Source organism: Halobellus inordinatus (assembly GCF_024498335.1).
Classification (GTDB): Archaea; Halobacteriota; Halobacteria; order Halobacteriales; family Haloferacaceae; genus Haloquadratum; species Haloquadratum inordinatus.
Map to the genome: position 1 here is coordinate 2,338,233 of NZ_CP101825.1, position 12,918 is coordinate 2,351,150.

Genomic DNA, 12,918 nt, shown 5'->3' on the forward strand with positions numbered 1-12,918 from the left:
CACAAAGTACGTTAGGGACACCTCTGCGATTTCGATTCGTGCCCGCACCTTTCACCGTCAAAGCCCGCGGTCGTCACGGTACTGAGTCGCTTGATTTGACTATTCCGGCCGAACTAAAGAGAGAACACGACATTTCGGAAGGAGACGTCTTTCTTGTTGAAATCGAAGAGAGCGATGAGCTGTCAATTACGTACAATCGCATTCACGAAGCGGAAGGGAACGAGTAGGAGCTGCTGTTTTGGGAATTCCTTGGACTCATCGCGACTCCAACACTGATCGAGACCCGTACTTGATTTCGTGTATCGATTCACATTATGTACATCAAATCCAATTTGATATTCTACGCAACAGAAGGCCTGTTCAGTGCGTTTGGACGAGTACATCTCCGAGGAGACGATCGATGAATTTGGCGACCAATTGAACGACGAAGATCTCCGACTGATTCGCGAGTTCCGTCTCCAGGAGGGGGAGAAAACCAAACTTCCAGTTGTGTACGGATTGTACGATAGGAAATCGGGCGAGCTGCTTTACGTTGGACACACGGCCAAGCTGATCAGACGCGTCAGTGACCACTTTCGACGAACTGACGGGAGTCAACTTTTAGGTTTGGTCGAGGAGGACGACGAGATCGACATCTACCAAGGCAAGCAAAAAGGGCGGGATGGGAATATCTGGGAACGAGTGAAGGTGAAATACGTCGAAATCCAAGACAGGAGCCGTCGACGTCTTATAGAGCGCGTGCTGGAGAAAGAACTGGATCCACGGTACTCTTCTCGATAACGAGCGTGTGGTACCCCCTACTGAGTGTGTCATAGAACCATTCTCCTTTGGGCAAACCGTGAATCGGGCAATACAGTCCGTTTCATCATTAGAATTTTAAATAAGACATTACAAGAATCAGCATATGGCTGATCCCTGGACACGCGACGAACATATAGTCGCACTTGATCTATACTGCTCTCTGACCTAAGCCAGTTCTACACGCCAGATCACACCCAGAAATACTAATATTTCTGGTAGATTTTGGGGGCACACGAAGTACCAGTCCAGAATATTATGAAAATCCACCGTCAGATGCGGGTTTTCGGTCGAGAATCGGGGTTAGAGAACGGCGCTGTAGCTCACAGGGAAGTTGACACGGGGTTAGAGAACGGCGCTGTAGCTCACAGGGAAGTTGACACGGGGTGAGCTCCGAGGATCAGCCGTAGTCGACAGCCGTGATTTCACGGCGGAACGGTTTTGACCGGATACGGTAGTCGCCGGAGAGATCCCACCCCCGCCAGATTTTGATCAGCATATCCACGAGGACCCACGCATTGTACAGGGCGACGGCCCAGAGCCAGAACAGGACCCTGATAGCGTACTTATCGGTGTTCGTGAACGGCATAAAGTTCTGTTTCACGACCCGATAGTCCGTTTCAACGTTCCATCGCTTAGCGTAGTCCTTGAGCTTCTTCTGGACCGATTCGCGTTCATTTGGCACGTCGTGGCTGGTGACGTAGACGAACCACGGCCCGTCGTAGTCGTCGACGTCGTGGTCCTCGAAATCCTCCAGCTCCAATTGTCCGCTGTCACTGACGAAGTCCTCGAGTGGAGTCTGGCTTTCCGGTAGGCTGAGGTTCGTTTTGCCTCGCTTCACGCGACGAGCAATCAGGCGCGTCTCGTGGCGGTGAGGATGAGTCCTGTTCGTGTTGATCGTGTAGTCTCTCGCCCCAGTGATTCGCTGTCCACTCAGCCCTTTGATCCAGGTCTTGATTTTGGACCCGCTCATCCGGAACCGACACGTGTAGTCGATTCCTTCCTTCTCGAAGTAATTCAGAATCGGTCCAGAGGCGAATGCACTGTCAGCGAAGACCTCTCGAACCGACATAAAGTCTCGAATGAATTCCACGAGATAGTGGACAGCAGCGTAGCGCAGCGACCGTTCGCGCATTGGGAAGACGACCGGCTTCATCGTCTTGTTGTGCTGGCGGTCGTAGACGCTGATCGTGATGAACTTGTAGGCCTGTTCGCCGCCTTTCGTCCCGACAGTGCCTTCCGGGAGTTGCGGCTTTCCGTCTTCCCAGTTCTTCGGGTGGAAGACGAAGTCCGTCCCGTCAATAATCACGTCGACGGGGCGAGCAAACATCCCGTTCCGTTTGGCTCGCTTGAGGAAGTTCCGGAAAATCTGCTCGAAGTCCTTCATATAGCCCGTCGCCGAATTCGCGTTGAGAGCCTCGAAGAACCCCTTTATCGAGATGTCGCCCGGTTCGTTGTCGAGGTGCGGGTAGATGTGTTCGTACTCTCGCTGCTCTTCGGGACGATCGCGGTCCTCGATCATATCGCTACAGCTCGTCTTGTTCGCACTGGCCTCTGAGAGAATGCTGAACAGCGAGTCCTGTGGATGGGTGATTTTGGCTTGATCCCGTTCGTCTCGGACGGCATCGAACTCGCCTACGAGCTGGCGATAGGCCCTTCGGACCTCTTCGTTCGATACTGGTGCTTCCTTCCGCAGGGCCATCGCATCTGGATTTTCAGTAGCTGCCAGACCGAATTCCTTAGCCAGTGGTCGCTGAAACCCATTGACTGACTGTTCGATCCGGTCGAGCGTGTCGGGGGTTACCCGTTGCGTACAGAACCGACCAATAGCTCCCCGGCTTGGTGCCGTTGCGTAGGGATCATTCTGGTCTGCCTCAAATCCCATCGCTTCGAGTTTGCCCTCAAAGTGCTGGAGGAATCGTACGAGATCAGCACGCGAATCGAGTCCCGGATGTAGACACTTCGCGTAATAAGCCCGACAGAGGGCGTCAATATTGGTTCCTCTACTCTTTTGGCTCCCGCCCTTGAGTTCCGGCTCAAAAGCACTCATCGGATAGTCAGCAGCGATATCGAATACACGCCGGTCTAACTTCTCCAGAAGTTCGTTCTGCTGACGGGGAGTTAGATCCTCGAACGTAGCCTCTCTGTCGGCATCTGGTGCGACTTGCTTGAATGCGGGTGTCGTCGCTGTTCCTACTGTCTGTGCCTCATCATAGGCGGCCTCAAAGTCACGATCGTCGTCGTTGTCATCGTAGAAAATGCAGTCTATCTCAAGACTGCCGTCTTCAGCTACCGTAATCGTCGACAGAGGATAGATCTCGCGCTGGCTACCGTTCCTATGGCGGCGGCGCGAAGACTTCACAGTCACCGGTCATCACCTCGGTGATGTGAGTGAAAAAATAGAGGCCGGTGTACAGTCATTATAGATTGGAGTACACTGACTGAGTATAAAATCCGTGGTCAAATCTAAGACATCATATTACTCAGCTTAGCACGTTGAAATTAGAGTACGATGTGGTTGGGGAGACAGATTCTGTCAGATACGAGCTTCCCAACGGTAGTGTGTGAGGCTGAACCAGTAACACGATTTTGCGTACCCCAGCTGATGGTTGCAGTCTCCGACGGAAAGAAATTTGACCTGTCGCCATCTCTCAATTTCCAACAAATGCCCGTTTTTGAGGCAGCGGCTGTCGCGATTGCTGCTGAAGTCGGAAGTCGCGGCTATGATTGGATCAAACAGACCAGTGGAGAGAAGAACACGCCACTGCTCGCTGCCCAAGCCGTCACAGACGGGACTGACTGTACGCCAAGCGAACTTCGGACGGCGTTCGCCCGTGCCACTAACGGGGACGGCTATGATGCGTTCAGGGGACGCCCCAGGGACGAAATTATCGTTGCAGTCGCTCGTGAGTTACCCTCAGACTGTGATCGGGAACACGAACAACTTGTTCGCACGTATCTTGAGGAACTGGAAACTCGTCTCGTAGCCCAGTCTGATGGTGGCTCGCCGATCGTTCTTGAGTATTTGCGGCAACTTAAAGCAGACGTCACGCAGCTTCGCGACGACATCCGCCAGTCAAACTATTATCGCGTGTTTGATGCTGATGAGTTTGACTCAGCCATCGAACTGCTTCGCGAGCAGCTCACTGTGCCTGATGACGGCGTGCTCGTAGAACGGCCCGAATTAGAGGGTCCAATTCCCCAACAGCAACTTCTCCTCGGTCGGAAAGGAAGTGGAAAGTCATGGAGTCTATTCCACCAAGCAACACGGCTCATAGATTCCGGCAGTGTCACAGAGGTGCTGATACCCACAAACGCAGCACAACGGGTTGATGATATCAAAGCGAGCTTCTCAAGAGAGTATCAAGGCGATGTCTTGCTCGTCTGGGATGATATTCACCATCTGAGTCGATTTGGTGACGCAAATGCATTCTACGAAACTGTATTGAAACTTGGCGAAGTGCTTGACCCAGATCAATCGTTGTATGTTCTTGCTTCCTGTCGGAGCGAACAACGCTCAAGGCTTCCCCAAATCGACCAGCGTCGTGATGATCCTGTCTGGCAGACGTTCGATGTCACTCGTCTCAAGCCACTCACAGATGAGACACTCACGACGATTCTCGACGAGAAGATTGCTGCATATGACCTTTCACTAACGGAAACAGCCTATGAATGGCTCATACGCCAAGTGCAAGTTGGCCACCCGAGCCCATTCTACATCGACTCGGCATGTTCATACCTTGCGACAGAAGTCGCACCTAATGTCGACCAGATCAATGTCTCAGATATTGTAGACATCCCTGCATTTGGGCTCCAAATCTGGGAGGACCAGTACCAAAATATCAGAGACTCCGCCCCAAACGAACGGCGAGTTCTAATGGCCATTCGGTTACTTATGACCGTTACTGACCAGATCCAGACCCCACTGGTTAAGGGACTATTCGAGACAGTCTTCGAGGGGGATCCGCTCGAGTTCGATCCCGCAATAGACCGCCTGGACCGAAAACAGTGGCTTACCACCGGCAGCTCACGTGATGAGATTCAGATCCATGCGATTCAAATCGAAGCAGTGGATGAGGACTTCGAGACTCTGTATGACGATCTTGCATCATTCCTGCTTGGGGACGCGACTGCAGTCATCGATACCGAACGCGCAATCGGGCTTGCGATGAATCTCGCGGTTGACCTTCTCGCTGATCCGGAAGTCGAGGATGAGGACCTGATTGAAGATGTGGCTGAATACGTTCTTGATGACTCCCGAACAGGGGCGGTTGACGAAGATATCCGCTGCGGACTGCGCATCAATTACGCCGGATACCTCGGTCTTAACGACCGGCCTATGGAAGCACTTGAACAAGCTGCATGGGCCATCCAGGCAAAGCCAGATCTTCCAAAGAGCTATATTCAATATGCTGTTGCTGCGGATATGTTGGACGAGTCACGAATCTGTGATAGGGCCTTCACGAGAGCGATTGATCTTGCTGATTCAGGAACATTCGAAGCAAGAATACGAGTCAGGTGGGCTGAGATCCTGATCAGCCGGCGATCAATTACCAAAGCTCGTAAACTACTCCAACAGGCTGTTGAGCAAACTGACGACCCGAAAGTGTACCAACGGAGTGCATTGTTCTTCGAACAAATTGATAAAATTGGGATAGCGCGGTCATTTCATGAACGGGCTATGGAGGAATCTGACTCAATCAAGACGAAACAACGGTATGCGCGCTTTCTTTCAGAGTACGGCCCCGTAAACGAGTTCGAAGGACTGATGGCTGAAATCCAGCGTGAAACGCCGGATGAAATTGAGTCCATCGATGATGTATATAATGCGCTCCTCGCTCCGCGTAAGCAGTTCTCACCTGAAACTCATAACCAACCCGTTGATCCAGATTCAGAAGCCGTAGAAGAGATTATCGACGAGGCTTGGGAAATTGCTGAGGCTGACGGGTTTGACAACGCAGCAGAATGGTTGGCCAATAATGATGACGACTATGAGTCCAGTTCGTTGTATTTCTCCCTTGGCTCTTTGCACACCCGGGCTGGAAACATTAAGTCGGCGATGGATGCATACACGACGGGATTCGAACTTGCAACTGACGAAATTCCAGACTACGCATACGGCGAGTATGTGAATAGAGCGGTGAACTACTTTGAGGATCACGGGAATGCCCCTGAGAAAGCAGTTGAGCTGATCGATGATGCGATCAATTACGTCAACCCAAAAGATGAGATTACAGGGGCAGTATTGGGACGTTTGCTCCGACTCCGATTTAATTTAGAAGCTATTGATGCAGCTGATGCTGCCACTGGATTGCAGGTGATTGGGATGGATCACATTTTTAGACAAGACATTGAGAACGCGATGAACTGCTTCCGAGATGTGTGGCAGTATATCGAGTCCATCGATGATACTGAACTCAAGGAGTACTTCGGCGTCCGCTCCGGTACCTACCTGCTGGCAATCGCAGAGATACAACCCGAACTCAAATCGGACCTTCCGGTCGCGGATATTGACGAGTTCGTTAGAGCACATCTTAATGAGTCAGACCGAGAGTACCGGGAACTGTATTCGGAAGTCCAGTTACTCCGAGGCGAAGATCCGGTCATTGATGCTACAGAGTTACCGGTTGCAGGAGTACGTGAGCCCCCAACTGTTGAGGTGGATGAGGACATTGATGAGCCCGAAATTACTCAGAGACACATCGCTGCTGTTTCAACAGTACGAGCCTTATTGATTGAGATTCAAAATCTGCAAGGAAATAACGGATGAGTACCCTATCAGTATCTACCGACGCAACTGTTCACACTCAGCCGTGAGTCCGTGGCTGATTTGCGCGCTGTATTCAGCACTACATCCCGTATTAGCGTATAGAATAACTGAGTTCAATAGATTAGTTCAAATACCGAACCAGTCTTCCAATTCATCAGCGTATTCTTCTAATTCACTGATTTCGTAATCTTGGTGAACAAATGCTCCAGTGTAATGAAAGTACGCTTTCTGCTGTCTAAGTTGAGCTTCATCCTTGCAGAGGTCAATCACTGATTCAAATTTTCTTTGACAACAATCATTATATTCGTATATTTCTACGAAAGAATTTCGCACGTCTGGTGCTGATTGAGAAAAATCATCAAACCCATGGGCAATTAGCACAGCGGTCAGTAAATAGTATTCTACAATTTTTGGCTGGCCGTTTTCTGAGGCCTTCTTTGCCAGATCACCCACACCCTCCACAATCGTATCACACATACTGTGAAAGCCGGATGTTGGAAGAGGAAAACTCCTATCAGCTGACGTTATATGGGTTGATACAGATCTTAACGTATCTTCGAAATAGTTATGATTATACTCAAACTCACCTGGCTCCATCGATTTTGGATCTCCGTATAGTAGGTCGCTATGATTTATATCCGATAAGTGTTCTTTAGCATGTTGATTCCAAGAATCCATAAATTGAGTCAATAAAATACGAACAATAAGTGAGTACGACGATTTATCCACATCAAACTCTTCGTGCTCCTCAGAGGCAATTGCTATCAAATCTCCAATTGCATATGTACCTGAGCGGATTGGGTCTTCTTGATCAGCCTCTGCCGACGCAGAGAGGACTTCACTATACCCCCACCAAACTCCAGTCCCAATAGTATCCAGCTGACTTGACGGAATCAGCTTGTGATGTATTGTAGAGACGCTTCTAATTACTTTGTCTGAAACCCGTTCACTCGGGAGATTACTGAACTTTTCACCAGTTCCGTTCAGCCATTTGATTACTGGTGGTAAGATTTCCGTATAACCTTCTTCTGCAGCCACAACACCCACTGCCTTGACCTCATTAACCAGATTTACGTACCCATCTTCCAAATTTTCTGACAAGCTTGGGCTACTGGACAAATGATCGTCCAGATTTGAGCTTGTTTCGGATATTAGACTTTCAAATACAGTATACGCCGCCTGTCTATCATCATTTCTAATCGCTGATCGTGTAGTTTCAAAATATTGGTAGAACGGGAATCCAGTGTCTTTTGCTATTTCAGCCTGCCAATTGCGGCCGTTGACTCCTCTCTTAATATTTTCTTCAACACTCTCGACATCAATATGGTCCAGTAACTCGTTCCTCATTGAATATAGAAGAACAAAGCTCACAATCGCAAATCCAATTGTAGTAGAAGTTGTGATAACTCTGTAGAGGAAGTTCACCTGAATTAAATTAATAGTAGCTACTGCTGCCAAATCAATTAGAATCGAGATCCCGAATATGGATACGATTTTTTTATATGCCCCTTCTTGTCGAAAAGTGGACAGTGCGTGTGAGGAGTACTCTGAAGCAGCTAATTGGCGACTGAGAATATAAATGGCAGCAACAACACCGAAAATCGAACCTTGAACGGTTGCTAATGCTGAAAAGTACAGCGCAGGAACTTCCGTATATAGGGCAGAATACGTACCAGCTATAGCACCAATAATTATACCTACAGCCGCTATCTTTGCCTTGTTTGGCATTTTAGGGGTTAGATTAAATAATCTCTGTGGTTGGTTGAAACTCATTCTTGGGTATTACAAACAACTTCACGTAACTCCTCAAGTAAATCCTCTCGATTTTCAGAGAGAATCTCCACATCCTGGCTAAGATTCTCAATTTTCGTTCGAACCCGACTTACTACTCTATAACGATAATTATCGGACACATCTGCTTCTCCTTTGATTATTTCCCGCTCACGTTCAGTGAGAATTCCCCGATATTGGTCGTCTACCATATCGTGTGCTTGATTGTCTTTTGCCATAGTCTCTGTTACTATCTATGGTCACTTAATTACTGCTAACAGTAATGGTTACTGTGAGTAGTAATCTATAAGTGACTACAAACAGTAATATCTGATGAGGATTCCCAGCCCCGTGGGGCATTACCAACGTAGGAAATGCCCGAGTGTTGCCGCACTCGGGCTGGGTTCCCGATAAAGAACCCATGCTAACGAAGAAGTCCGCCGGACTTGAGAATTCCGGCACGGATAGCGAAGAGAGTCGGACAAACAACGACGAAGAGGACGGCGACGTTTCACGCCGCCAGTTCCTCGGCGCTGCAGCTGCACTGTCGGTTCTTGGCTCTGCCCCAAGCAACACAGCCACCAGTTCGAGTGAGCCAGAACAGTCCGAAGAAGAGTTCTGTGCTGATATCTACGAAGAACAAATCATCCCTGCCCGCATTCATCTGATCGCCACCAGAGGCGAAGGAGCAGAACCGGCCAAAGCAGAACTGGAAGAAGCGGTGCGCCGGCTTGAGAAATTCTTGGAGGAATCCGATGCCTGAGCCACGCGTGACCGCTCGCATCGTCCGAACTGAGGACGGTGAAACATACCCTGAGTACTGTATCGGCGGCGTCGGCTATGGTAGTCTCGACGCGCTCGAAATGGCACTCAAGGACCGATAGCGCCGATGATTGAAGACATAGACCGCGATGTGTTCGTGCGGCTTCAGACCGACCTGCTGGTGATCGGTGACAGCATAATGACCGACCGCCATCACGCCTCAAGCGGCAACTACGAGGATGATGACCCGCAGAACCAGATCGGCGGGATCATCCCTGCCTTCCCGTTGTCGGGCTGGCTTCGCCACGGAATCGAAGAAATCGTCCAAGAATACGGCGGGACAGCCTGCCACCCTGGAGAGGCCAACGCGAACTTTATGAAAGCCGATGTCTACGACCGCGATCTCGACGCCGGCTACCACGAGAAGGGCGCGTGTACGGATGACCCGAAGGAAGACGACGGCTGTGTCGTCTTCGACCTCTTCGGCGGCTTCGGCGGCGTTCCCGGCAAGGTGATGCGCCGACCGATCCAATTCTCGCCGGTCCGATCGAACGTCGACTACACGCGCGGCCAAGCCGAAGGCCACTATCGACGGCTGAACCGGAACGTCGTCTCCCGGAATCGAGATGACAACCGCGAGCCGCTACGGAACGTCGAGATCGACGCCGTTGCGAATCTCGAAGGTGCGTGGCATCTGTCCTTCCGTGAAACAAAGCCCGAGTTCGTCGGCCTACTCGCCGAGGCGATCGACTTCCTCGACGAGCATCGCACCGACTTTATGCACCAACTGGGCGGTGCCCGCAACTTCGGGGCGGGAATCGTCGACTGTGAGCTCATCAACCCACTGTACGATGAGCGCGAGCTGAAGCGGGTCTTCGACCGCGGAAAGGGCAACACGAACGCGATGGACGGGAAAGACGAGCGGTGGGCAGAGGAGTACCGCCCCTGCTTCGTGGAAACACTCGAAGATCGCATCGCGGAGGGGCCGTAGGATGACGGAAAACGCGACACTCAGCGACTTTCAGAACGTCGGAGACCGGAACCCTATGGTCGCAGCCTATCGCCACGATGCTCACAAGCTCAACGGCGAACCGCATAGGACTGCTCCGGACACGTTCGCTGGTGTACCGGTCAACCAGCCAACCCCACACGGCGCAGATGCGGATGCGTCGGCGTTGAGTCGGCCACCTGGGAAACCCGAGAAGACGGTTGACAATCACGACACCCACTACCGGCTGTCGCTGCTGACTGGAGAGAGCGCCTACGACCCAGATGACTTCGCTCGTCCGATGCTCTCAGAAGCGATCAGCGACCTGCTGACGAGTTCCGACCCAGAGACGATACATCGGACGTGGCTCACGTCTGACGTGGCCAGCGGATTCAACGAGTCGGTCTACTACCCGTACACGAGCCTGAAGTACCACACACTGCTCGTGGCGGCGCTCCTCGACGCCTACCAGCAGGACCAGGAGTTCGAGGACCTCCTGCTGATCGTCGACGACCCAGACGAAGTCGAGCCGTTTCGGACGATCTATGCCGGAGAACAGTTCTCGCTCCGGCTTGGTTCGGAATCAGGCGGGCGTCCGTGGGCACGCTTGGGTAGCCGACCGTGGCGGTCGTGGGCGGCCACGTGGATGCGGTTGACCGCGAATCCTCTGAAAATCGATCAGAACAAGCAGGCGATGGTGCTGGACGCGAACCTTCGCCGGATCGGTGCGTGGAGTACCGCACTCCAGTACATCGAGAATTTCGAGGAGGAGTACGGTCTATGACCCGCATTCAGCAAGTCCACTGGGAGTTGGAGATGGACTACATCGGCCATCCCTACTACGTGAGCGGGAACGCGATCCTTCACGCGATCGGGCACCAGCTCACCCACGACGATGCCAAGCGTTTGAACGCCAGTCACGGGATGTTCGTCCCCGGTCAGTTCGGAACGTATCCCGAAGAACACGCGCAGGACGGGATACTCCCGTATATGGGCGCGACATTGCCCGATGTCGAGGCGTACGACGACCTGTTCCTCTTCCGGAACCCCCACCATCACTGGCTGCTCGACAGCCGTGCGAGGGACGCGCTGAACACGCACGATCTCCGGCCACAGAGTGGTGAGATGGCATTAGCTCACGAGACGATTATGGGACGTCCTAAGAAGGCATACGCGCAGACAGAGACGACGTCGTGGTTCATCCACGCCTATCTGCACGCCGATGACCCTGATACGCTGCCGCTGGGCGAGGACGTGCTCGATGGCATCCAGTTCGGTGGCAGGCGGAACTACGGCTACGGCAGTGTCCGGCTGAAGGATACGCAGGTCGTGGATCTGGAGGCCTTAGACTACTCCCGGCTGCGAGGCGCAGATGCCTACCTCCTCGAGCTGGTGTCACCGTACGTTGTAGACAGTGAGTATCCCGGCGCAGATGGAGATACAGTACCGTGGTGGTGGTCGGTAGATCACGACGATGGACTCCGTCGCCGTGCAGAGAAGATCGTCGAGCAAGGAGAAATCTACGACCTCGTGACCCTCGACCACGGCCAAGTCGTCGGATATGCGGGCGATTCGCCAATCGAGACGGCGAAGAATGCTATACGCCGAGTCGGGACCCACTCGAAGTATGGGTTCGGCGAACTTCGCGTGAAGCCGATCGAGACCGAGGAGCCGGAGATGAACGGCAGCGAACTGGCCGGTTATGGAAAGGAATCTGATACATCGGCCTAATCAGGGGGTGATTCACGAGAATAAACATACGCAATCTGTGAGAAAATAGGATTGATTCCAACCACTCAACCGTGTCAAGAATATAGAGCTCAGAGAGCAGCTATACCTTAATCACCCTGACATCGTAGAAGATTCAAGTGATCCAGAGATCCAGAAAGTAGCCGAGCTAATCGGTAGATCGCCGGACGCAGTTGTATTTAGGTTAGGGAATTATCGATATCTTGACCCCCGAAATACACAGGGGCTAAGTAATATCAGTAAAGGATGTCTTGAAATCTGGGAGGATTTCTATGGTAACGAGGAGGAGCTGTCCGTAGAGGCTGACAGGGCTCGGCAACGACTCAGTTCAAACAGCAGTTCATCTGAAAACAGCTCAGACGATAGCAATAGTGAGGTCCAAACTGGGAGTGTTCAAACAAAAAGCGCTCAGCGGCAAGGACAGGCCGATTTCCGTGCGGCTGTTCGAGATCGGTTTAACGACACGTGCCTGCTGTGCAATATCTCCAGACCAGGCTTGCTTCAGGCAGGCCATATTCTTCCGTGGAGTGAGTTCGAGGAACCCCGAGGAGATATCGACAACGGAATTCTCCTCTGTTACACCCATCATCGTGCCTTTGATTTGGAGCTGTTTACAATCACAGAGGCTCACGAGGTCGTAACTCGACCAGATGTCTCAGGCCTGGGCTCTTTCCTTGAGCAGACACTCGTTGACACCGACTCAGTGGCCTTCCCCGAAGAACCACCTTCTCAAGAATATCTGAGACGACGTAACGAACGTTTAGAGTGGTGGCCCCCTGATGAGTAACTCCCCATCTACGAATCCTCCCTCAGTGGTTCTTTTTCAGGAGTCGACTTACGGCCACATAGCAGACAGCGTTATCCCAATCCAACCTTCCATCCCGGCTTCACAGCGTGCGTCGGCTGCGGGGCGGTATCGATATCGCTGACAGACTGAGGCGATACATTGAGGCGAAAGAGCGCGCTGCGGAGTTAGACGGGAAGATCAAGCGGACCGACGACCTGATCAACGAGATCGTCTACGAACTGTACGGGCTGACCGATGAGGAGATCGAGATCGTGGAATCGGCGGTGGGGAAGT

Annotated in this window: 12 protein-coding genes and 1 pseudogene; 9 read left to right on the forward strand and 4 right to left on the reverse strand. The window is 51.9% G+C overall.

From position 1 onward, the window contains the following. The first annotated feature begins 369 nt into the window (after window positions 1-369). Window positions 370-780: a GIY-YIG nuclease family protein gene (locus NO362_RS11910; RefSeq protein ID WP_256545430.1), complete on the forward strand. Its 411-nt coding sequence runs from the start codon at window positions 370-372 to the stop codon at window positions 778-780. A gap of 418 nt (window positions 781-1,198) precedes the next feature. Here the strand turns inward: NO362_RS11910 and NO362_RS11915 are convergent, their stop codons facing one another. Continuing rightward, window positions 1,199-3,166, reverse strand: coding sequence for a transposase (locus NO362_RS11915; protein ID WP_256545431.1), 1,968 nt, complete (start codon window positions 3,164-3,166; stop codon window positions 1,199-1,201). A gap of 237 nt (window positions 3,167-3,403) precedes the next feature. Here NO362_RS11915 and NO362_RS11920 point away from each other — a divergent pair, with 237 nt between their 5' ends. Next, complete coding sequence (locus NO362_RS11920; protein WP_256545432.1) at window positions 3,404-6,568, forward strand: hypothetical protein; 3,165 nt, start codon at window positions 3,404-3,406, stop codon at window positions 6,566-6,568. A 126-nt stretch (window positions 6,569-6,694) separates the two neighbouring features. Here NO362_RS11920 and NO362_RS11925 read toward each other — a convergent pair whose 3' ends face one another. Next, window positions 6,695-8,341 (reverse strand): hypothetical protein, encoded by a 1,647-nt coding sequence (locus tag NO362_RS11925; RefSeq protein ID WP_256545433.1) that lies wholly within the window; start codon window positions 8,339-8,341, stop codon window positions 6,695-6,697. Further along, window positions 8,338-8,550: a hypothetical protein gene (locus tag NO362_RS11930; protein WP_256546639.1), complete on the reverse strand. Its 213-nt coding sequence runs from the start codon at window positions 8,548-8,550 to the stop codon at window positions 8,338-8,340. Before NO362_RS11930 ends, NO362_RS11925 begins: the two co-directional genes overlap by 4 nt. Before the next feature lie 209 nt (window positions 8,551-8,759). On the opposite strand from NO362_RS11930, the gene NO362_RS11935 reads away from it, so the two are divergent. From NO362_RS11935 to NO362_RS11955, 5 genes are read left to right on the forward strand one after another with little or no spacing between them, the layout of a single operon-like run. Beyond that, window positions 8,760-9,101 (forward strand): twin-arginine translocation signal domain-containing protein, encoded by a 342-nt coding sequence (locus NO362_RS11935; protein ID WP_256545434.1) that lies wholly within the window; start codon window positions 8,760-8,762, stop codon window positions 9,099-9,101. Beyond that, a complete protein-coding gene (locus NO362_RS11940; RefSeq protein WP_256545435.1) occupies window positions 9,094-9,222 on the forward strand; it encodes a hypothetical protein in 129 nt (42 codons plus the stop codon). The genes NO362_RS11935 and NO362_RS11940 overlap by 8 nt, the downstream gene beginning before the upstream one ends. A 5-nt stretch (window positions 9,223-9,227) precedes the next feature. Continuing rightward, window positions 9,228-10,091 carry a hypothetical protein gene (locus NO362_RS11945; protein WP_256545436.1) on the forward strand — a complete coding sequence of 288 codons (864 nt, stop codon included), beginning with the start codon at window positions 9,228-9,230 and terminating at the stop codon, window positions 10,089-10,091. Between the two features lie 55 nt (window positions 10,092-10,146). Beyond that, window positions 10,147-10,872, forward strand: coding sequence for a DUF8168 family protein (locus NO362_RS11950; RefSeq protein WP_256545437.1), 726 nt, complete (start codon window positions 10,147-10,149; stop codon window positions 10,870-10,872). Beyond that, window positions 10,869-11,819 carry a hypothetical protein gene (locus NO362_RS11955; RefSeq protein ID WP_256545438.1) on the forward strand — a complete coding sequence of 317 codons (951 nt, stop codon included), beginning with the start codon at window positions 10,869-10,871 and terminating at the stop codon, window positions 11,817-11,819. Before NO362_RS11950 ends, NO362_RS11955 begins: the two co-directional genes overlap by 4 nt. A 373-nt stretch (window positions 11,820-12,192) precedes the next feature. Here the strand turns inward: NO362_RS11955 and NO362_RS11960 are convergent, their stop codons facing one another. Beyond that, the gene (locus tag NO362_RS11960) at window positions 12,193-12,468 is read right to left on the reverse strand and encodes a hypothetical protein (protein ID WP_256545439.1); all 276 of its coding nucleotides are present in this window, start codon (window positions 12,466-12,468) and stop codon (window positions 12,193-12,195) included. Between NO362_RS11960 and NO362_RS14605 the strand changes: the two genes are divergently transcribed. Both NO362_RS14605 and NO362_RS14665 read left to right on the forward strand, forming a co-directional pair. Further along, window positions 12,352-12,624, forward strand: a complete 273-nt coding sequence (locus NO362_RS14605) for an HNH endonuclease (RefSeq protein ID WP_369335105.1) — start codon at window positions 12,352-12,354, stop codon at window positions 12,622-12,624. The two genes, NO362_RS11960 and NO362_RS14605, sit on opposite strands and share 117 nt — an antisense overlap. A 131-nt stretch (window positions 12,625-12,755) precedes the next feature. Beyond that, window positions 12,756-12,911: pseudogene (locus tag NO362_RS14665) on the forward strand (restriction endonuclease); the annotation flags it as partial. Between the last annotated feature and the right edge of the window lie 7 nt (window positions 12,912-12,918).